This is a genomic window from Petrocella sp. FN5 (assembly GCF_029210395.1).
GTDB lineage: Bacteria > Bacillota > Clostridia > Lachnospirales > Vallitaleaceae > Petrocella.
The window spans coordinates 14477-37740 of sequence record NZ_JARGDP010000004.1 but is presented as its reverse complement, the minus strand read 5'-3'; the positions used below and the strand labels follow the sequence as shown (position 1 = coordinate 37740).

General features: G+C 36.3%; 18 protein-coding genes. 17 read left to right on the top strand and 1 reads right to left on the bottom strand.

Annotated features, from left to right (window positions below):
* Positions 1-91: 91 nt before the first annotated feature.
* The 17 genes from gap (at position 92) to P0N36_RS02030 (ending at position 22736) form a co-directional block, all read left to right on the top strand.
* Complete coding sequence (gene gap / locus P0N36_RS02110; protein ID WP_275841150.1) at positions 92-1099, top strand: type I glyceraldehyde-3-phosphate dehydrogenase; 1008 nt, start codon at positions 92-94, stop codon at positions 1097-1099.
* Positions 1100-1249: 150 nt separating this feature from the next.
* Positions 1250-2440: a phosphoglycerate kinase gene (locus P0N36_RS02105; protein WP_275841148.1), complete on the top strand. Its 1191-nt coding sequence runs from the start codon at positions 1250-1252 to the stop codon at positions 2438-2440.
* A 27-nt stretch (positions 2441-2467) separates the two neighbouring features.
* Positions 2468-3214, top strand: a complete 747-nt coding sequence (gene tpiA, locus P0N36_RS02100; protein WP_275841147.1) for a triose-phosphate isomerase — start codon at positions 2468-2470, stop codon at positions 3212-3214.
* A 202-nt stretch (positions 3215-3416) separates the two neighbouring features.
* Positions 3417-4958 (top strand): 2,3-bisphosphoglycerate-independent phosphoglycerate mutase, encoded by a 1542-nt coding sequence (gpmI, locus tag P0N36_RS02095; RefSeq protein WP_275841145.1) that lies wholly within the window; start codon positions 3417-3419, stop codon positions 4956-4958.
* Between the two features lie 204 nt (positions 4959-5162).
* Positions 5163-6353, top strand: a complete 1191-nt coding sequence (fabV, locus tag P0N36_RS02090; RefSeq protein WP_275841143.1) for an enoyl-ACP reductase FabV — start codon at positions 5163-5165, stop codon at positions 6351-6353.
* Positions 6354-6529: 176 nt separating this feature from the next.
* The gene (gene eno, locus P0N36_RS02085) at positions 6530-7831 is read left to right on the top strand and encodes a phosphopyruvate hydratase (RefSeq protein WP_275841141.1); all 1302 of its coding nucleotides are present in this window, start codon (positions 6530-6532) and stop codon (positions 7829-7831) included.
* 146 nt (positions 7832-7977) lie between these two features.
* Complete coding sequence (secG, locus tag P0N36_RS02080) at positions 7978-8226, top strand: preprotein translocase subunit SecG (RefSeq protein WP_125138100.1); 249 nt, start codon at positions 7978-7980, stop codon at positions 8224-8226.
* A gap of 223 nt (positions 8227-8449) precedes the next feature.
* Positions 8450-9688 carry an MFS transporter gene (locus P0N36_RS02075; RefSeq protein ID WP_330683929.1) on the top strand — a complete coding sequence of 413 codons (1239 nt, stop codon included), beginning with the start codon at positions 8450-8452 and terminating at the stop codon, positions 9686-9688.
* 107 nt (positions 9689-9795) lie between these two features.
* Positions 9796-10881 carry an aspartate-semialdehyde dehydrogenase gene (gene asd / locus P0N36_RS02070; protein WP_275841228.1) on the top strand — a complete coding sequence of 362 codons (1086 nt, stop codon included), beginning with the start codon at positions 9796-9798 and terminating at the stop codon, positions 10879-10881.
* 182 nt (positions 10882-11063) lie between these two features.
* Positions 11064-11888, top strand: coding sequence for a pirin family protein (locus tag P0N36_RS02065; RefSeq protein ID WP_275841136.1), 825 nt, complete (start codon positions 11064-11066; stop codon positions 11886-11888).
* A 335-nt stretch (positions 11889-12223) separates the two neighbouring features.
* Positions 12224-13729: a replicative DNA helicase gene (locus tag P0N36_RS02060; RefSeq protein ID WP_275841135.1), complete on the top strand. Its 1506-nt coding sequence runs from the start codon at positions 12224-12226 to the stop codon at positions 13727-13729.
* A complete protein-coding gene (locus tag P0N36_RS02055; protein ID WP_275841134.1) occupies positions 13722-14468 on the top strand; it encodes a DUF6063 family protein in 747 nt (248 codons plus the stop codon). The genes P0N36_RS02060 and P0N36_RS02055 overlap by 8 nt, the downstream gene beginning before the upstream one ends.
* On the top strand, positions 14446-18879 hold the full coding sequence (locus tag P0N36_RS02050; protein ID WP_275841133.1) for a hypothetical protein: 4434 nt from the start codon (positions 14446-14448) through the stop codon (positions 18877-18879). The genes P0N36_RS02055 and P0N36_RS02050 overlap by 23 nt, the downstream gene beginning before the upstream one ends.
* A 27-nt stretch (positions 18880-18906) precedes the next feature.
* A complete protein-coding gene (locus P0N36_RS02045; protein WP_275841131.1) occupies positions 18907-19893 on the top strand; it encodes a lipoate--protein ligase in 987 nt (328 codons plus the stop codon).
* A gap of 9 nt (positions 19894-19902) precedes the next feature.
* Entirely contained in the window at positions 19903-20811 is a 909-nt protein-coding gene (gene lipA / locus P0N36_RS02040; RefSeq protein ID WP_330683927.1) for a lipoyl synthase, read from the top strand.
* Positions 20805-21716, top strand: coding sequence for a D-alanine--D-alanine ligase (locus P0N36_RS02035; protein ID WP_275841126.1), 912 nt, complete (start codon positions 20805-20807; stop codon positions 21714-21716). Before lipA ends, P0N36_RS02035 begins: the two co-directional genes overlap by 7 nt.
* A gap of 174 nt (positions 21717-21890) precedes the next feature.
* The gene (locus P0N36_RS02030; protein ID WP_275841125.1) at positions 21891-22736 is read left to right on the top strand and encodes a rhomboid family intramembrane serine protease; all 846 of its coding nucleotides are present in this window, start codon (positions 21891-21893) and stop codon (positions 22734-22736) included.
* A gap of 5 nt (positions 22737-22741) precedes the next feature.
* Here the strand turns inward: P0N36_RS02030 and P0N36_RS02025 are convergent, their stop codons facing one another.
* Positions 22742-23167, bottom strand: coding sequence for a hypothetical protein (locus tag P0N36_RS02025; protein WP_275841122.1), 426 nt, complete (start codon positions 23165-23167; stop codon positions 22742-22744).
* Between the last annotated feature and the right edge of the window lie 97 nt (positions 23168-23264).

Below are 23264 nucleotides of genomic sequence, written 5' to 3'. Positions count from 1 at the left end.
CTGTTTTACAGCTTTAGATTTATGGCCCTTTAACATAACAGGGCACTAAGTCATAGATAAAAACAATAATATATTCTAGGAGGAAACAAAAATGACAAAAATCGCAATTAATGGTTTTGGACGTATCGGTCGTCTTGCATTTAGACAAATGTTCGATGCAGAAGGTTATGAAATCGTAGGTATCAACGACTTAACAGATGCAAAAACATTGGCTCACTTATTGAAGTATGACTCAGCACAAGGTAGATTTGGTAAAGAAGTTACAGCTACTGAAGATTCAATTATCGTAGAAGGAAAAGAAATCAAGATCTATGCTCAAAGAGATCCTAAAGAACTTCCTTGGGGTGAATTGGATGTTGACGTTGTACTTGAGTGTACTGGATTTTTTGCAGATAAAGACAAAGCTTCAGCACATATCACAGCTGGTGCCAAAAAAGTTGTTATATCAGCACCTGCTACCGGCGATTTAAAGAGTGTTGTATTTGGCGTTAATGAAAATGTCCTAGATGGCTCAGAAACTGTAGTTTCAGCAGCATCTTGTACAACAAACTGTCTAGCTCCAATGGCAGATACATTGAACAAATTAGCTAAGATCGAAAAAGGTTTTATGACTACGATTCATGCTTACACCAATGACCAAAACACGTTAGATGCACCACATGGCAAAGGTGACTTAAGAAGAGCTAGAGCAGCAGCAGCAAATATCGTACCTAACACAACTGGTGCAGCTAAAGCAATCGGCCTTGTTATTCCTGAACTAAATGGTGTTCTTGATGGCGCAGCACAACGTGTTCCAGTTATTACAGGTTCTTTAACAGAATTAGTATCTGTTGTAAATGGTGAAGTGACTGTAGATCAAGTCAATGCAGCTATGAAAGCAGCATCAGACGATTCATTCGGTTACAATGAAGAGCCTATTGTATCAACTGACGTTATCGGAATCACTTTCGGTTCATTATTTGATGCTACTCAAACGAAAGTAACACCACTTGGTAATGGTCAATCACTTGTTAAAACTGTTTCTTGGTATGACAATGAGAATTCCTACACAAGCCAAATGGTTAGAGTTATTAAATACTTAGATGAATTAAGTAAGTAATCCTACTAAGTATAATAGAATTTAATATGATCCATAAATGGGTCCGGTCTTGTAGCTTGACTATGCGGCCGGGCCCATTTTGTTTAAATTCCAATATTACAACCTATACTATAGCCTATATTATTAAGATATTAGAAGGGAGCAGTACATATGTTTAGTAAAAAAACAGTAGAAGATATTCAAGTAGCAGGTAAAAAGGTATTAGTAAGATGTGACTTTAACGTTCCGATTATTGATGGTGCAATAACAGATATAAACAGGCTTGAAGGTGCACTACCAACCATTAATAAGCTAATTAGTTCAGGAGCAAAGGTTATTTTGTGTTCTCATCTAGGAAAACCAAAAGGTCCAGATGCTAAATTTTCATTAGCACCAGTTGCGATTAAACTTTCTGAAATGCTGGGTAAAGAAGTTGTTTTTGCAGCAGATGATGAAGTGGTAGGACCAAAAGCAAAAGCAACCGTTGAAGCGATGAAAGACGGTGATGTTGTACTTCTTGAAAATACAAGATTCAGAGCAGAAGAGTCAAAAAACGGAGAAGCTTTCTCAAAAGATCTTGCTTCTTTGGCACAGATTTTTGTAAATGATGCTTTTGGTACAGCACATAGAGCACATTGCTCCAATGTTGGTGTTACAGAATATATGGAAACCAGTGTTGTTGGTTATCTTATGCAAAAAGAAATTGACTATCTTGGTAATGCCATTGAAAGTCCGGAAAGACCTTTCGTTGCTATTCTAGGTGGTGCAAAAGTTTCTGATAAAATCGATGTAATTAACAACCTTCTTGATAAAGTTAATACAATTATCATTGGTGGTGGTATGGCTTATACATTTTTGAAGGCTCTTGGAAATGACGTAGGAAGTTCATTACTTGAAGGTGACAAATTAAATTATGCCCTAAAAATGATTGATAAGGCAATGGAAAAGAATGTAAGATTCTTATTACCAATTGATCATGTTGTAGCAAAAGAATTCAAAAATGATACAGAATTCAAGACGGTTCATCGTGGTGGAATTGAAGGTGAATGGATGGGTCTTGATGTCGGTCCAGAAACTCAAGTGCTATATGCAGATGCAATCAAAGGTGCAAAAACAGTTATATGGAATGGCCCTATGGGTGTGTTTGAATTTGAGAATTTTGCAAATGGTACAAAAGCGATAGCTCAGGCACTTGCAGACTCAGATTGTATTTCTATAATCGGTGGTGGTGACTCAGCAGCAGCTGTAAATCAACTTGGATTTGGTGATAGAATGTCTCACATATCAACAGGTGGTGGCGCTTCCTTAGAGTTTTTGGAAGGTAAAGAATTACCGGGGCTTGCAGCAGCTGACAACAAATAGATTATATAATATTATGGAGGTAGTAAAATGCGTAGAATGATTACGGCAGGAAATTGGAAAATGAATAAAACCCCAAAAGAAGCGGTGGCTTTAATTGAGGAGTTGATACCACTTGTAAAATCAGAGGATACAGATGTTGTTTTCTGTGTGCCTGCAGTGGATTTAGTAGCAGCGGTTGAAGCAACTAAAGGTACAAATGTTGCAATAGGTGCTCAAAATATGCACTTTGAAGACAAGGGTGCTTATACCGGTGAAATAGCAGCAAACATGTTGACTGAAATCGGTGTTAAGTATGTTGTCATTGGTCATTCAGAAAGACGTGAGTATTTTGCTGAAACCAATGAAACAGTTAATAAAAAAGTCATAAAAGCGCTAGAGTATGGTATAGTACCAATCTTATGTTGTGGAGAATACCTTGAACAAAGAGAACAAGGGGTAACTGTTGATCTTGTGAGACAACAAATCAAGGTTGGCTTACTTAATGTATCTCCGGAAGAGGCTAAAAAAGTAGTTATCGCTTATGAGCCAATTTGGGCGATTGGTACAGGTGTGACAGCTACAAGTGATCAGGCAGAAGAAGTATGTGCTGCTATTAGAAAACTGCTTGTTGAGCTTTATGGAACAGAAGTTGCCGAGGCTATGAGAATTCAATACGGTGGTTCTGTAAATGCCGGAAATGCAGCTGAATTATTCTCAAAACCAAATATTGATGGTGGTTTGGTTGGTGGTGCTAGCCTAACAACTGGATTTGGCGATATTGTAAATTTTAAATAATAATAAACCATAGTTGAAGTGTCAAAGGGTTGCATCCAGCAACCCTTTGAAATACTTTATAAAAATCTTATTATGAGTGATTCAAACTTTTCATTGAATATGGTATAATGATAACCATAATCAGTACTTAATGCTTAAGCTTTTGCATAACCTGTTATGCAAGTGCTTAAATATTAATATACAAAGAAAAGGAGTAATGATGATGATAAAAAAACCAACAGTATTAATGATCTTAGATGGATATGGTCTAAATGATAAAAAAGAGGGCAATGCAGTGTATATGGCAAATAAGCCGGTTATGGACAAGATTACATCAACCTACCCTTCAGTAAAAGGAAAAGCCAGTGGTCTAGATGTAGGTTTACCTGACGGTCAAATGGGTAACTCGGAAGTAGGTCATCTTAATATTGGTGCAGGTAGAGTTGTATATCAAGAACTTACAAGAATAACCAAATCCATAAAAGATGGAGATTTCTATGAAAATCCGGCATTCCTTAAGGCAATTAACAATTGCAAGGCAAATAATAGCGATCTTCATTTGTGGGGCCTAGTATCTGATGGGGGTGTACATAGCCATAATGAACATTTGTATGCATTATTAGAGCTTGCTAAAAAAGAAGGTCTTGAAAATGTTTATGTCCACTGCTTTTTAGACGGAAGAGACACACCACCGGCTTCTGGTATTGAGTTTGTTACAGAATTACAAAATAAAATGGATTTGTTAAAAGTCGGTAAGATCGCTTCTGTTCATGGGCGCTATTATGCTATGGATAGAGATAATCGATGGGACCGTGTGCAATTAGCTTATGATGCTTTGGTTGAAGGCATAGGTCAAACAGCGAATTCGGGTATAGAAGCGGTTAAGAATTCATACGAACAAGGCAACAATGATGAGTTTGTGCTACCAACGGTTGTTATAGAAGATGGCAAGCCTGTGACAAGGGTTAAGAATGGTGATTCTGTTATTTTCTTTAATTTCAGACCGGATCGTGCACGTGAACTGACCAGAGCTTTTTGTGATGAGACATTTGGAGGCTTTGAAAGAAAACAGGGTTTGATGAAACTTGTGTTTACCTGTTTTACCAATTATGACATTACAATAAATAATAAAGAAGTAGCCTATGGTAAAACTTCTTTAACCAACACGCTGGGAGAATATATTTCAGTTCTTGGTAAAACTCAATTGAGACTGGCAGAAACAGAGAAATACGCTCATGTCACCTTCTTTTTTAATGGAGGTGTAGAGGTTGCTAATCCTTTAGAAGACCGAATACTTGTGCCTTCACCAAAGGTTGCGACTTATGATTTGCAACCGGAAATGAGTGCATATCAAGTCAGTGATGAGTTGGTAAAAGCAATTAAGGGTGGCAAGCATGATTTGATTATTGTTAATTTTGCAAATCCGGATATGGTCGGACATACGGGTATAGAATCGGCGGCAATTAAAGCGATTGAGACCGTTGATCAATGTGTTGGAGCTGCTTATGAAGCCCTACTTGAAGTGAATGGTGTTATGTTCATATGTGCGGATCATGGAAACTCTGAACAACTTATTGATTATACAACCCATCAGCCTTTTACGGCACATACAATTAATCCCGTACCATTTATATTAGTAAACGGAGATCCTGGCGTGACTTTAAGAGAAGGTCAACTGGCAGATATTGCACCGACCTTATTAGACTTAATGGGTATTAGTATCCCTGTTGAGATGACCGGTACCTCTTTATTAGTAAAACCTTAAATAAAAGCATATTATTACAAAAATAGATTCATTTTTTAGGATGGTAGTTCTCAATTGACCTACCATCTTTTCCTATGTTATGCAAAAGCATCGAAGGAATATAATGTACTTTCTTGAAGATTTATATGCGGTAGGGTTGACAAAAAACAGTTATTCAAGTAAAATTACTTTGAAAATCAAAGTAATTTTGATAGGAGATTAAACATGATAGTTGAACCGAAAGTCAGAGGCTTTATATGTACCACTGCTCACCCAGAAGGATGTGCAGCAAGTGTCAATCATCAAATAGCTTATGTAAGAAATCAAGGCAATTTAGATGGCCCTAAGAATGTACTGGTTATAGGTGCATCAACCGGTTATGGTTTGGCAACAAGAATCGTGTCCATGGCGGGCTGTAGTGCAAATACCCTTGGCGTATTTTATGAAAGAGAATCCAATGGAAAAAGGACTGCTACGGCCGGTTGGTATAATACGGCAGCTTTTGAAGTGGCGGCATCCAAAGCCGGATTATATGCATCGAGCATTAACGGAGATGCCTTTTCTCATGAAATTAAAGATCAAACTATTGAAAAAATCAAAAATGAAATGGGTAAAATAGATCTTGTAGTTTATTCATTAGCTGCACCAAGAAGGATTGATCCGGATACAGGCGAGAAATATGGGTCTGTGTTAAAACCTATCGGACAATCTTATACAAATAAATCCATTGATGTCATGCAAGGCCAGATTACTGAAGCCACCATTTTGCCTGCAAGTAAAGAAGAGATCGAAAATACGATAAAAGTTATGGGTGGCGAAGACTGGGAACTATGGATTAAGAAGCTGATGGATGCGGATGTGTTGGCCGAAGGTGTAAAAACCATTGCCTATTCTTATATAGGACCGGACATTACTTTACCAATGTACCGTGAAGGTACTATTGGTAAGGCAAAGGAACATCTAGAACAAACCGCAATGGAACTTACTGAATTACTAAAAGATCTAAAGGGTGTTGCATTTGTGACGGTTGCTAAGGCGTTGGTGACTCAAGCCAGTGCGGCAATTCCTATCGTACCCCTCTATATTGGTGCATTATACAAGGTCATGAAGGCAAAAGGGACGCACGAAGGTTGTATTGAACAGATTTACAGGTTATTTAGAGATTTTTTATACGCCAAAGAGGTTAAGACAGATGAAGAAGGGCGTATTCGTACAGACGATTATGAAATGGAAGCAGATGTACAGCATGACGCGATTGCTCTATTTGATCAAGTGACCACAGATACTTTGCAGCAAGTGCTAGATATTCAGTCTTATCAAGATGAGTTTTTCAAGCTTTTTGGATTTGGGTTTGATGAAGTGGATTATGGGCAAGATATTGAGGTTAAGGTGGATATACCGAGTATTGACTTATAAGGGTCTAAAAGCATAGATTGTATTAATGTGTCTAGTTAGAAAAGACTATAGTTGATGAAAATCATTCTCATAAAATAGTTTTCAATCTTGTACCATTATAGTATAATGGAGTAGGAAGCTGGACAACTCGATTGGGTATGGTCCTAAATAATTATATATATGAAAGGAGTCATATTATGAAACTGTATTATGAGATTACGGATATATTTGCAAGAGAGGTATTGGATTCAAGAGCGAATCCTACCATCGAGGTCGAAGTTGTTGTGGATGATCAATATGTGGGGCGTGCTATTGTACCATCGGGTGCATCGACGGGGGCATTTGAGGCTGTTGAATTAAGAGATGGCGGCGATCGCTATATGGGTAAAGGGGTTCAAGATGCGGTAGACAATGTCAATGATATTATTGCAGATGAACTGATGGGTATGAATGTTATTGATCAGCGTTTGTTGGATGAAACGATGATTGCTCTTGACGGAACGGATAATAAATCAAAGCTAGGCGCGAATGCGATTCTAGGTGTGTCTATGGCAGCTGCAAGAGCGGCAGCTGAAGCACTTGGTTTACCACTGTATCAATATTTAGGTGGCTTTAATGCACATACTTTACCTGTACCCATGATGAATATTATTAATGGTGGTGAGCATGCTGATAATACCATAGATTTTCAAGAGTTTATGATTATGCCGGTTGGAGCAGAGTCTTTTAGAGAAGGTCTTCGAATTTGTTCTGAGATCTACCATAACCTTAAAAAAGTCTTGAATTCAAAAGGCTTATCAACGGGTGTAGGCGATGAAGGTGGTTTTGCACCAAACTTATCTTCTGTTGAAGAAGGCATTGAGATTATTATTGAAGCAATTGAAAAAGCAGGCTACAAACCAGGTGCTGATGTAGGTATTGCAATGGATACAGCATCAAGTGAGCTTTATGATGCTAAAACAGGTAAATATCACTTCCCGGGCGAAAGTAAAGTAAAAGGTCATGAAGTTATTCGTACTTCTGATGAACTGGTAGCTTTGTTTTCTGAACTTGTTGATAAATACCCAATTCTTTCAATTGAAGATGGTCTTGATGAAGAAGATTGGGAAGGTTGGAAAAAACTAACAGATGCTATTGGAGACAAAGTTCAACTTGTAGGTGACGATCTTTTTGTTACCAATACCACCAGATTATCAAAAGGTATCAAAATGGGTGTGAGTAATTCCATACTCATTAAAGTGAATCAGATTGGTACACTTACTGAGACCCTTGACGCCATTGCAATGGCTAATAAGGCTGGTTTTACAGCCGTTGTTTCTCATCGTTCAGGAGAAACAGAAGATACGACCATTGCAGATTTAGTTGTAGCTATGAATGCAGGGCAGATTAAGACTGGCGCGCCATGTCGATCTGACCGTGTAGCGAAGTACAATCAGTTACTACGTATTGAAGAAGAACTTGGAGATGTTGCCTATTATCCGGGTCATGATGCATTTTAGTAGATGATTATATGAAGGGTTATCGGTTAGACAATCGGTAACCCTTTTATTATTAGGCCTTTATTGTTAGTGCCATAATTACAAAAAAGCATTGCAACAATTTGGGGTTTATGATAATATGTTAATGTTGACTAGGAGGTGTAATTATGGCAGCATTATTAGTTTTGGTTAAAGTATTATATTTTGTGTTATGTATCGCATTGATTACCGTTGTATTGTTTCAAAAAGGTAAGACTGCAGGACTATCAGGTGCAATTGGTGGCGCTGGAGAATCATACTGGGGAAAAAATAAAGCGCGTACAATGGATGGTAAATTACAGAAAGCAACCGTTGCTTTGGCAGTAGGTTTTATTGTCTTCGCATTGTTGATTTCATATGTTGAGAAGTTTGTATAAAATGTGCTCATGCGCAAAAGTAGAATGAAGTATATAGAAAACACCAGATTACTGGTGTTTTTTTAATATACTTTTTTAATATACTTTTTTAATTTACTATTTGTAGTTATCATTAATGGATTCCATGAAAATCCTTCCACAGTCACTATCTTACTTGTATTTTTTTAGTACTATTTTGACGGTTCGGAAAGTGGTATAATGAAAAAAACAAGGGAGGTATGGCATGTCAAATCCTATTAAGCTTTCAAAAAAAGAAAAGAGTTGGATTTTGTATGATTGTGGTAACTCAGCGTACTCAATGGCTATAACAACAGCACTTTTTCCTGTTTATTTTGGTATGTTTAAAGGTGGAAGTAATATGGATATTGGTTACTTCAACTCTATTGCCAGTATTTTGGTCGCTCTTATTAGTCCCATTCTTGGAACTATTGCAGATTATAAGGACGTCAAAAAACGTTTTTTTGCTTTTTTTGCCTTATTAGGCATTGTATTCACAGGCGCAATTGCAGTGGTACCGGACGGTCAGTGGCAACTATTAATCGGTATATATATTGTGACAGCAATTGGGTTTTCAGGTGCCAATATTTTCTATGATGCTTTTCTGGTAGATGTATCCATAGATGCCAATATGGATTCTGTATCAACAAAAGGCTTTGCTTATGGTTATATTGCTTCCGTTGTACCCTTTACCATATCACTTGTGGTTGTATTCTTTATTGGTTTGGATCAGATGTTAGGCTACCAACTAGGCTTTGTTATCACCGCTTTGTGGTGGGGGTTGTTTACCATTCCTATGCTTAGGCATGTGCGTCAAGTGCATTATGTTGAAAGAGAACCCAATCCAATTAAGAACAGTTTTATTCGATTGGGACATACATTTATAAATATAAGAAGACATAAAACAGTATTTGCTTTCTTAATTGCTTATTTTCTTTATATTGATGGCGTGGATACAATTATCAAGATGGCGGTACCTTATGCCACAGATTCTCTCGGACTGGATGCGACAGATGTTTTTATGCTACTTGGTATTTTGTTGGTGATTCAATTAATTGCTTTTCCTTGTGCTTTGTTGTATGGTATTTTTGCAAAGAAATATTCGACTAAAAAAATGATTATTGTTGCGATTTTAACCTATATCATAACAACAATCTTTGCCTTTATGATGACGCAATTATGGCATGTATTTATATTGGGCGCGCTTATTGGTTCTGCGCAAGGTGGCATACAGGCACTCAGCCGTTCCTATTTTGCTAAAATCATACCAAAGAACAATTCTAATGAGTTTTTCGGTTTTTATAATGTGTTTGGTAAGTTTGCTGCTATTATAGGACCGACATTGATGGCCCTGGTTGCTACAATCACTGGTGAGGCTAGATATAGTATTCTAGCCATCATACCTTTGTTTGTTCTTGGTCTTATACTTTTCTTATTCTTACCTTCTCAAGAAAGTGCAACTTAAAGTCCAATGTAGAATATGCTTGATTAAAAAGTCAATATATGCTAAAATACGCCTAGTAAAGACAAATGTGTTCCTTAGAAACACACACACTAAAAAAGAGGTGCTAAATAATGAAAAATTTAAATGTTGGTATAGTCGGTGCGACTGGCATGGTTGGTCAAAGATTTATAACGTTACTTGAAGACCATCCTTGGTTTAATATTGTGGTGTTAGCAGCAAGTCCAAGGTCGGCCGGAAAAAAATATAAAGAAGTTATGGGTGATAGATGGGCGATGAGTCATCCAATTCCTAAAGCTATTGGTGAAATGACCATTGAAGATGCCGGCGATGTGAATAAAATTGCCTCCATGGTTGATTTTATCTTTTGTGCAGTAGATATGGACAAGCAAGCGATTAAGGAACTTGAAGAAGCCTATGCTAAGGCAGAAGTGCCGGTTGTTTCTAATAACTCAGCCCACAGGACAACACCGGATGTACCCATGGTTATACCTGAAATCAATCCTGAACACCTAGAAGTGATTGCAGCACAAAGAAAAAGGCTGGGTGTATCTAAAGGATTTATTGCGGTTAAACCAAACTGTTCCATACAAAGTTATGTGCCTGTTTTTCAGGCCCTTATGGATTATGAGCCAAAAGAAGCGGTAATATGTACCTATCAAGCCATATCGGGAGCAGGAAAGACCTTCGAATCATGGCCTGAAATGGTTGATAATGTGATTCCTTATATTGGTGGCGAAGAAGAAAAAAGTGAACAGGAACCTTTGAAAATATGGGGTAAGGTGAAGGATGGTATTATTGTAAATGCTACATCCCCAGTTATATCTGCTCAGTGCATTCGTGTAGCTGCATTAGATGGGCATATGGCGGCGGTTTCAGTTAAGTTTGATAAAAAGCCTACTATGGAGGAAATGATACAAAAGCTCGAGCGTTATGAAGGAAGACCACAATTGCTAAAATTACCAAGTGCACCAAAACAATTTATTAAGTATATGATCGAAGATAATAGACCTCAAACACGCCTGGATCGAGATTTTGAAAATGGCATGGGTATTTGTGTAGGACGTATGCGAGAAGACCATATCTATGACTACAAATTTGTAGCCTTGTCCCATAATACAGTACGAGGTGCAGCTGGCGGAGCGGTCTTAATAGCAGAGCTTCTTGCCGCGGATGACTATATTACAAAAAAATAAATGGACAGACGGTTATCTTGACAGTTAAAATGCACAAGTTTATAATTCATATAAAGGTTAAAGGCTCACAACTCAGTTTCACTAAATTCATATAAATTGTAGGTGAAAGTACAGCCATTTAGTTTGACGCCTTAATCATTTAACCGCCAATGTGCTAGTCATCAATTCGAAAGGGTGAGACGATGTCAAAAATCAAAAGTTCCTTCCTAGCAAAGAGAACAAAAGATGAAATGGGGTTCTATCTAAATCGGATTTTTGGCCATGAAGAAGCCGCTGAGTTTGATCCTTTTCTACTATTAGACTATGTAGAAGGCAATTCAGAAGAAGTGAAAAAAGGTTATCCATGGCATCCTCATAAGGGTATAGAAACGGTTACATATCTAACTAAAGGTAGCGCCACCCATAAGGACAGTCTTGGTCATGAAGGTGAGCTTAAACCTTTTGACGTGGAATGGATTACAGCGGGTAAAGGGATTTATCACCAGATGATACCTAAGACGGTGGACCCTATCATTGAAGGCTTTAAGTTGTGGATTAATATGCCGGCTACAAGAAAAGGACAAGATCCGGTATATCAGGCTTTTAATATAGGCGATTTAAAGCATATAAAAAAAGACGGTAAGCATATTAAGTTAATATCCGGTTCCTTTGAAGATGAAACAGGACCTGTTGAAAAAAATGACCGAGATGTGTTGTTTATGGATGTAGAATTATGGCAAGACAATCATATTCAAATCATGCGAAACCCGATGAAAAATGGTTTTATATTCATTTACCAAGGTTATGGTGTTATTAATGAAGAGGATTACATGAACCCTTTAATGGCGTATAATCTTGAAAGTGGTTTGTTGAATATTCGTAGTACATCATCAGAGTCTTTGAAGTTTATTTTTGCGGAAGCTTATCCGGTGGATGAACCGATAGCATGGAAGGGTCCTATCGTGATGAATACGTATAAGGAATTGGTTGAGACCTTTAGAGATATTGAGATGGATAGATTTATATAGAGTTGTCAAAAACAGTAAGTGTGTTTTCGCCAGACCATTGATGGTGTAGCAAAAAATCACTTACTGTTTTTTAATATGCAAAAGAAATGAGTTTACTATGTGGGTACCATGAACACCCCTCCACAGTCTGTATGAATACGGCCACCAACCCCGATTGGTATTTACTATACTTTTAGGATAAGTTATAATTGTTAGTGAATGATTTTGTAGAGGAATGGATAAAATGCCTATCTTATAGATCAATCAAAATCATATTGAGGAGATGAGCTGTCATTTGTCTGAGGCATATATACCATAGGAAAAACCTTCTAAGGATGAATTAAAAAGGCTTATAAGTGATTAAAATGCATGAATATATGAATATGTTAAACGGCTATAGAGACAGAGTCGCTCGTATTGCGCTTTTTGATGTTTTCTATCAATTGGAAAGCAAATTACAAAAAGATGATCAAGGTAGACCAATCGATTTTTTTGGGGTTGGTCTTCTTGGGTTACTTTTCTTCTTTGAAAACATGTTAATGCGTAATCAAAAAACTGGTATTAGAGAGTTGGCAGCATTTTTAAAAAAAATGATGGGTAAGAATATAGCCATGGATGATGATGGTTATGTACGTTTATCAAAGCAACTGGTGGAAGTCATGCGTCCGGCAAGTGGGAAAAGACGTATAAGATTTTTCTATAATTATGAAACCGGTGAGCCGGATCAAGTTGAGTACGCCCTCTTAAAAGCGGAGCATTGGGATGCGGATAATAACATACAATACTACGCCCTAGCTGAAGAGGGTCTTGAGCTTATTTTTGCTACAAAAGAGTATTTTAGTGAATTCCAAATCTCCATAAGTCAACTGGTTCTTAGGAAACAATTGGAAAAAGGAGAATTTTCAGGCGCCCTTAGACAAGTGGATGAGATGCGCATCAGTGTCCATACTATTAAAGAAAAAATGTTGAAAATCAAACATGATGTTCAAAGGAACATTATATCAGATGATACCTACGAGCGTTATAAAGAAATCATTGAAGACATTAACCGCAGGCTGACCAAGGAACATGATGAGTTTAACGAGCTTCGTACTTTTATAAAAGCCACGAAAAATAGATTAAACGCGAGTCAAACCATGACTTCAGACAGAGAATCTAAGGCTTTAGATTATATCGTTCGAATAGATAATGAACTTGAACATGTTCATTATCTTCATGCTTCACTATTTAACGAGAGCATAGAACTAAAAACAACGGCCATAGAGGCAGCAGGTGAATCGTTATATTATTCAGGTGTTACCTCCTTTAACTTTGACCAAGAAATTACAAGAAAAATGATGACAGCACCTTTACCATTTGAGACTGGAAAAGCTTTGGCTACACCTTTTTTGACAACTAAGAAATTTAGAACATGGTCGTTATTAACTGTATTTGAACCACAAGTTGTAGAGCACAAAGAGATGCCGATAAGTCATGGATTCATGGAAGTTCAAGGTGATTATAAACCTGAAGATCTGTTGATTTTGCAGCAAGTATACAAATTCCTTTTGTCCCAGATGATGAAAGATTATGGCAACAGAACCCAAATAGCCCTAGAAGAAATTCTGAAAAAAGGGGAGCATGCCTATTTTAATACAAGAGAATTTTTTGATCTCTGGATAATGTTACATCAAAGATCTCCAATAAGTATAAAATCAGTTCTGGAAAATGAGGAAGATTTGTTTCATCCAGCATTTGAATCGTGTTTTTCTAACTTTGATTCTATAGAAGTGGTGGAATTAAGTGAAGATATAGATGTGCAGACCTGTTATACTGTGAAAAATATGATATTGAATATAGGAGGTAAAGAGGATCATGAATGACCAACTGTTAATGGAAACCTTCAAAATCTATGCAGTACTAAATGCTGAGGGGAAAATACTAAAAGAAAATGCCCAATTATATCAAACCGATGATGAAGTCAGAGGAACCCTCATGGCCTTTGCTCATGAAGTGGATTGCACAATTCTTTCAGCAGATCCTTATATTTATCTGGTACCCCTAACCAAAAATTCTATTTTTCATATAACCAACGATGAAATTAAAAAACAGTATTTTCCCAGTAGAAGTTTAAATGTGGACATCTATCTTATGTATGTTGCCATCATTATATTTATTGGTGAGTTTTACGACAGCTATCAGACCGCGAGGCCAACGAGAGATTTTTTGACAACAGTAGAATGGCTTTCGAGTTTGAATGAACGGTTGATGACACTGCGAAATATTGATGAAGAAGTATTGAAAGATCTGGAAGAAGAATACGCTTATAATTGGTTGGATATCCTTACAAACTGGGAAGCCATGGATAACATAAAGGAAGGTGTAAGGCGACATACAGCTAGAACGGTTAGTCGAATGAGCTTTATTTTGATTGTTAAGCAGTTTATGATTAAGGAAGAAATCGCTATGGAAATAGGACAAGATGAGTTGTGTCTTACAGATAAAGCACATGCCATCGTACGAAAATACTTTATGGAATATGAGTATAATAAAGGTATTTTGGAGTTTATATATCAACTGGAACAGGGGGAGACAATCGATGCCGGCAATAGCCAAGATTAGGTTTACCAATGTCATATATGAAAACGGTAGTAAACGGTATAATGATGAAATATTTGAATTTGACGGACATAACGGTGTCATGCTCTTAGAAAACGGTGGTGGAAAGACTGTTTTTATTCAAACTGCGCTTCAGGCGATTATTCCCCATACGGATATGGCAGAAAGAAAGATTAAAGATACACTTTCTCTTGATTCAGCTCCGGCTCATATAGCAATAGAATGGATCCTTAATGAACAGCCCAGACGTTATGCCACTACGGCCACCACCTTATTTATAGAAAACAATCAGCTCAACTCCATAAAGTATACTTATGATTATGGAGCGGGTGACTCAAATAGCATAGAAAACATGCCTTTTTCATTGGAAATAGAGAATCAAGTTAAACGCCCTGCAACACGAGGAGAGATGAACGATTATTATCAAAGAATGACCAAACAATCCATGAACGCCAAGCTTTTTTCTACTATCTTGGCTTTTGGGAACCATATCGAAAGAGAATATAAGATTATCCCTTCAGAATGGCGAAAAGTGGCAGTCATTAATAGTGCTGAAGGCAACGTAGATGAATTTTTCAGCAAATGCAAAACAACAGAACAACTGTTAAATAATCTACTAATACCTGTTGTAGAAGAAGCCATTGAAGGTGATCATAAAACCACTTTTGTTGATACATTTGAAAAACAACGAGAGCATTTTAAGAAAAATCGAATTCTGCATGATAAAATCGAACAAAGTCAGAGAATTAAACTGAAATTAGATGCATATGTTGATGTTTTCGGTAATTATGAGGAAGAACGTCTTGCCATACATGAGATAAAGAGAGAAGCAAGAACCTTAACCAATTATATAACCCATCAAATCGATACTAAGAAAAATGATCTTAATTATAACGAAGCCAATCGATTACGTTTAGAACAAGAATATAAAGATCATGCTCAGAAGAAAACCACTTATGAGTTGCTTCTCTTAGAAGAAGCACTTGAAGTCATGAAAAAAGAGTATGACGGGATAAAAAATGAATTAGATCGTGTTCAAAAAGAATATGATTTTCTTGGAAAAAGAAAACAGAATATAGAAATATGTAACTTGGAAAGAGATCTACGTCAATCTGAGACACAAATAAAGATACTTGAAAAAGAGTTAGATTTCATAGATGCTGATATTGATATCTCAGACATCAAGGCTCAGATGAATGAGAATAACGCCCATATAAAAGGTTATTTTTCATACGAACTTGAGCTTATTGAACGCGAGCTTTTGAGAATTGGTAATGAAAAAAATATGGAATCAGAGCAACTTAAAAAAATAAAAGTTGCCTTGGAAAATGCAAAGTCTTATGAAAAAGATTTGATTGAGATGCGCAGCGGTATAAAAACCCGTTATGAAATAGCTTTATGTCAAAAAGAGGATATAAAAAAGATCTTGTTTGATAACCGGGAAGAAATGGATGCCTCCGTATACTTAAACTTACTTAAGAAGACTTGCCACGATATTGAAAAAGTTCTTCTACAAAAAAAAGCTGAGATTATGGCGTTGTCCGGTAAGAATCAGGAGAATAAAACGACACTTCTTGAGCGTAAGGAAGCCTTGAAGGTCATTGTACGAAACCTGGAAAAGTACAAAGAGACTGAGGGAAATATCCAGTCAGAGATGAGGTACCTTATTCAATCAGTAGAAGCCACAGGAAAGAATCTCTACATATCAAACAACATATATGGTAAAGAAGAAACCATACTAGGTGAACTGGAAGAACAAAGGCTATACGCTGAAAGTCAGAAAGAGGAAGCCTTAAGAGAAGAGCGTGCTTATTTTCATTTAGCAGATATATATGAGAATACGCCTTATTTTATTGCAGAGCCCCAATTGGCCCAAATAGTGGAAAGCTTGAAAAGTCAGACGGATTTTGTTGAACTAGGGACAAAGCATCTTCAGATATATAAAGATTCTTTAGAATTAGATGAGTTAACATTATACAATAAGTATCCCTACTGGGCAATCACCATTGTTACCTCTTCACAAGATGAAAAAAAAGTGATCGAACATATGGATAGAATGGGGTATGAATTATCGTCAATGATTCTGGTAATTACAATTGAAAACTTAAATAAGTGGATCGAAGAGGAACATAACTTATTTGATCAGAATCCTTCTAAACCCCTTTTCCCAAAAACCTGGTCTAGTAATCTAAAACATGACCAGTACTATATATGGCAACAAAACATATTAAGTGAAGCTTACAGTTACCAAAATAGTAGAAAAGACGCAGAAAAATCGTTGAAAGAAAAAGAAAAGCTTCTGGATCTTGCAATGACCTTCTTTAATAAATACCCTTATGAAGCATACAATGCACTTAATAACTCCATTGTGGACGGAGAAAATGAAAAAAGAGCCATTGAAAGTGAGCAAGAAGCACTTATTGAAAAAATACAAACCAATGAGCATCATATAGATATATTAAATGATGAGATATATCAACATAAGGTAGTTATGGAAAGCAACCAAGAACAGATGTCCATTGTTGAAAAATGGATTGAAGCAGAAGAAGCCCTTGTTCATATTGGCACCCAACTGGATGAAGTTAACAAAAGCATGGAGGATTTACTCAGTAGAATAGAAGTCTATCAGAAAACCATAGATCAACACAATCAACGCCTAAAACTATTGGAAGTAGAAAACCATAGTTTTACAAGAGAAAAAGACAAAATATTAGATAATGGTCTTTATATTGAGGTTCAGGATATTCAAGCCATTTGTGCTAACATTGGTTTTGATGTATTAAAAGAGCAAAAAGCCTATCTTGAGAAAAAACTAGCGGGTATGGGGCATTCTAGAATGGTACTTGAAGAACGTATCATGAATGAGAAAAAACAGAAGGAAAAGTATCAAAAGAGCCTTACACAAAAAAGAAGAGAAATGGAATATGATTTTGAACCGATTGATATTAGCTATGAAGATGAACTGAAAGATCTGTTTAATCAGATGAAAGCACATTATAAGGTACTGGATAGATTGAAAAATGACCTAAATCTTAAGGAAATGAATCTAGGTCAAATAAAAACGCGAAGAGAAATCACCCTAAACAATCTCCTTTCAGAATATTCATGCAGATATGCTTTTAATATTGCCCTTAATCTAATTCCTAATCAACTTAAATCGGAGCTTTCAAACCTTAAGGAAAGAGAGAAAAAACTTAACATTCAAAAAAACAAAATCGAAGAAGAGATGCATACATTTGAGCAAATCCTTAGAGAATTACAAGTTAAAGACGGTACATATCATTATATGATGGATGGTATTGAACCTTTAATGTTAGAGCTGGACTATTTTGAAGCCTTTGACCAAGATGCTATTTTTAAAGTCAATCAATTAATGAGTGCCCTTAGTGGGCAGAGTGTCATTGTAGAAAAGGCTTTAAATCAAGTTAGGAAGGAGAAAGAAGACTTAAAACAGTATTGCCAAGAGCATATTGAGGACTATAGACTAAAAGATATGGTTATTAAAGGACTCGAGAGTAAGGATGATTACGATGGGCTTGTTCACTACCAAGAAAAAATGACAGAAATCATTCTAAAAATTATAAAAGTAGCAGAAGATGATAAGAGAGAGAGTGATACAGAACTTCAAACATTTTTATCACATTTATTGATGTATGTTCGTCATGTATCTACGGAACTTGGGGATATACAAAATAAAACAAGAATTAAAGTGGGTGAAGGCTATAAACAGATTTTTATTTTTGATATTCCTAAGTGGGAAGATGATGAAGGAAAAAATATGCTAAGAACTTATATTAATGAAACCATAGAAGCTTATGAAAAAGAAAGTGAGCAAGGGGAACATGACGAAGTTCTGCTTAGAAAATCCATAGAAGAAAGACTGAGTGTTAAGAATCTCTTAAAGGTCATTATGAAAGAAAATACGATTAAAATCAAATGTCGAAAAGTGACAAATGATATGCAAATCAATAAAGCACCTATGGTATGGGAAAGTACGAATAAATGGTCCGGTGGCGAGAAGTGGAGCAAAAACATGACACTTTTTTTAAGCCTGCTAAATTACATGGCAGAGAAGAAACAACATCTGGATGTTCATCAGAAGAAACAAAGAGCCGTTATTTTGGATAATCCTTTTGGAAAAGCTTCCAGTGACCATGTCTTAAAACCTGTATTCATGATTGCTGAGAAGCTCGGTTTTCAGATTATTGCTTTAACAGCCCATGCAGAGGGTAAATTTATTAGTGAATATTTTCCGGTGGTCTACAGCTGCAAGTTAAGAGAAGCCAAGGCTACAAACAAGCAAATCATGACCAATGAACGCATAATTAACTATGCTTATTTACGAGAGCATGCACCGATGACCATTATGCGTATGCAGGAAATAGAACAGTTGAATTTGTTTGAAAGTATTTAGGCCCATTGAAGATAGGAGGCAACAAAAATGCGATTAATACTAAACGAAAACACATCAGCTTACTATAACCTGGCTTGTGAAGAATACATGGCGACCCATTATGATGAGGATATCTTTATGATGTGGACAAGTGTACCCTCAATCTTAATTGGGAGACATCAGAATACTTATTCGGAAATTAATGTTGAATATGTAGAAGCCAATAAAATACCTGTCGTAAGACGTAGGTCGGGTGGCGGAACAGTCTTTTGTGACCGAGGTAATATGAACTTCACCTTCATAGAAAGCAACCCTTCTGATTATACAGACTTTGAAAAGTTCACAAAACCAATATTAAAATATTTGAGATTTTTGGGCGTGCCTGCTGTGTTCTCTGGTAGAAATGATATGACCATTGAAGGGAAAAAATTCTCCGGTAACGCACAATATAGAATAAAGAGCAAAGTGATTCATCATGGAACCTTACTATTTGATTCTTCATTATCAGATTTGACCAAGGCTCTGACCCCTAGAAAAGAGAAATTTCAAGATAAAGCCATTAAATCAGCAGCGTCTAGAGTGACAAATATCAGCAATCATTTGAGTCAAGGACCTTTGACCATTTTAGAATTCAAACAAGGGTTATATGACTTTATAGCTAAAAATTTTGAGGGATTTACGTATTATCCAATTTCTAAAGAAGATCATGAAGGCATTATAAATCTGGTTCAATCTAAGTATGAGACGTGGGATTGGAATTTTGGAAAATCTCCAAAATACAGCTATAGGCATTGTCAAAAATTCAGTGGCGGCTTAATAGAAATAGGATTGAATGTAAATAAAGGTCTAATTGGGGAGATTTCCATTCAAGGTGATTTTTTTGGTTATGAACCTATTGAGAACATTGAATCGATGTTAATTGGCGTAAAACATGATAAACAGGCATTAACAGAAGTACTTGAGCATATTGATTTATATCCCTATATGGGAAAGATTATGGTCGAAGAGTTGGTAAGCGTCATTTGTCAAGGATAGGAGATGGGTATGGAGAGAAAACCGGCATGGTTAAGAGTACGCTTAAGTGATACAATCAAATACAATTCAGTCAATGAGATTATTAAATCTCATAAGCTGACAACAGTTTGTGAAGAAGCCAATTGCCCTAATAGGGTGGATTGTTATAGTAAAAGAACAGCAACGTTTATGATATTAGGTAACCAATGTACACGTAACTGTAGGTTTTGTAATATAAGACAAGGTATTTTAGAAGAGCCTGACTTACTTGAACCGACTAGGGTGGCACTGGCTGTTAAGGACTTGGGATTGGTTCATGCGGTTATAACATCTGTGACCAGAGATGATTTACCGGATCAAGGTGCATCCTTGTTTGTAAGCACGATTAATGCTATAAAAAAAGTTTCAAATAAGACGATTGTAGAAGTATTGATTCCAGATATGCAGTATGATAGTAAAGCCATTGATTTGGTTATTGAGGCAGAACCTGCAGTCATCAACCATAACGTGGAAACAGTGCCAAGGCTGTATAAGACGGTAAGACCGGAGGCGGATTATAAGCGCAGCCTTAAGGTTCTAAGCTACATTAAGAAAAAAAACTCAAACATATTGACAAAATCTGGTCTTATGTTAGGGTTAGGAGAAACTATAGATGAGGTTAAGGCCGTCATATCTGATCTAAAAAAAGCAGGTGTAGATTGCTTGACCATAGGGCAATACCTCCAACCGTCACAAGATCATATTAAAATGACTGAGTATATTACGCCTCAAGTTTTTGAGCTTTTGGCTACGTATGCAAAATCCATCGGAATCATCGGAGTAGCATCAGCACCATTAGTTAGAAGTTCCTATTATGCTAAAGATTTGTACGAACAAATGTTGTCATCTGCTGGTAGGGATAAGGAGTGGGTGGAGAAAGAGAGGAATTTGGGATGTTAAGAGTAGGTGTGGTTATGGGTGGTGACTCCTGTGAACATCAAGTTTCAATGCTTACCGGCGCAGAGTTTGTCAAACACTTAAATAAGAATAAATATGATGTGATTGAAGTGGTGATTGAGAAGCCTAAAGATATTTTAAAATGGCATGGAAGAATAGATTTTGCCCTTTTGGCTTTACATGGGAAAAATGGTGAGGATGGTAAGGTGCAGGCTCTGTTAGAAGCTTTAGAAATACCATATTCTGGAAGTGGCATTGCCTCAAGTGCCATATGCTTAGATAAGAATATCAGCAAGCTTATTATGGAAAGCCATGGTGTAAAGACGCCAAAATGGATAATGGTAAAAAAAGATTATCCCATGAGTGTTGACTTGTTTTATGGCCTATCATTGCCAGTGATTATAAAACCCAACCAAGGAGGATCCAGCATAGGTATTCATATTGCCTATACCTATGAAGAAATAGATGCCTTACTTGCAGATAGCTTTATATATGATGATGAAGTGATTGTGGAAGAGTGGATAAAAGGTCAGGAAATCACTTGTAGCATGATAAAAGGTGAGATTATTCCTGTATTAAGTGTTCAGCCGAACATGACCTTTTATGATTATACGGCCAAATATTCTGAAAATGACAACATACAGAAGCTTGCAATCTTAGATGAAGAAATAACAAATGAAATAAAATCAATAGCAAGTCTATGTTGGTTTTTATTCAGATTAAAAACCTATGCCCGTATCGACATAATAATTCAAGAAGGACAGATTTATGTCATAGAAATTAATACATTACCGGGGATGACAAGATTTAGCCATTTACCTAAAAGCGCTATGGCTATGGGACTTAGTTATGAAGAAGTCTTAGATCAGATTATTGAGTCATCATTGACAGATCATCCGAGTAATTAAAATGGAAAAAAACAACTGAAGATGGTATAATTAATTACTATAAAATTCATAAGCTTAGAACACAAAAAGTATTGCAAAACAAATAAAGAAGTTTGTAACAATATAAACAGATTATTCAACTTATAGATTTATGAAAAGTTGATTAGATAATTCAATAAGACTTGGAGTGATGACATGAAGTGGTTAGATCGACTGGAAAAAAAGTATCACAAATATGCAATTCCTAATTTGATTCAGTATGTTGTTGGTGGTATGGCGCTTGTTTTTGTATTTGGGCTTATAAACCCTTCTATTTATAATGTATTGGCTTTTTCACCGAAGCTTGTGATGGAGGGACAAGTTTGGCGTATTTTTACATTTATTTTTCTACCTAGAACCAGTAGTTTATTATGGATTATTTTTTCTCTACTGTTCTTTTTGTTTGCTGGTAGAACCATTGAACAATACTGGGGTTCCTTCCGTTTCAATGTTTATTACTTAGTGGGTACTGTAGGTACTATTATTGCAGGTGTTATTGTCGAAGCCTTATATGGGGGTATGATTGCAATCCCTTTGACAAATTACTATCTTAATATGACCATGCTCTTTGCACTTGCAGCCATTATTCCTAATTTTGAAGTTCGGATATACTTTATTCTACCTGTCAAAATGAAATACATCGGTTATATATTCGGTGGACTATTATTATGGGAGTTTTTAGTAAGTCCTATACCTCAGAAAATTATTATTTTCGCAGGCGTACTCAATTTTATTCTGTTTTTTGGACCGTCTTTGATTAGCAAAAGCAAGCAAACGTATCGAAAACAGCAATACCGACAAGCAAACAAACCAACACCAAAAGCAAAACCAAAGGCAAAACAAGGTGAGGTTATTCAAGTGGCTTTTCATTGCTGTGAAGTTTGTAATAGAACAGAAGTGGATGATCCGAGTCTTGAATTCAGATATTGTTCAAAATGTGAAGGCAGACATGAGTATTGTACGGAACACATATTAAGCCATACCCATGTAAAGGAAGAATGATGGACTTAAGCAAGTATGGTTTCTTTGCATTCTAAGAGCAGCATATTGGCATGAATAAGGTTCATTTTATTGTAAATCGTATATATGATGATTGAATCCCTTTTGTCCTTTGGATGAAGGGGATTATGTTTTGCTAAGGTTAAAAGTCTCTGAGTAGCTTCGTAATCTAAAGATAATCCATAACTGAGCATTAGTGTCTTATCACGGGATGGATTTTTGGAACCTGAAAAAATCTCATAAGCATAGGATCTTGTCATATTCATTGAGCGGATAATATCTGATTTTTTTTTGTTTGACTGGTCAAAAAGCGTATTTAAGTAATCTACAAAAGACATGTTGGAACTGCTTAAATCATATTTTTTTAAGTAAGCGAATAAATCTTTTGAAGACTTTAGTTCTTCAATCAATTGCATCGTTTCATCCAAAAGCATATTATATCTCCTATCATTTATTTCATAAAACTAAATATTGACACCTTAAGAAAATTATAACATATTTCTAAAAAAATGAATGGTTAAAGAGGCATTT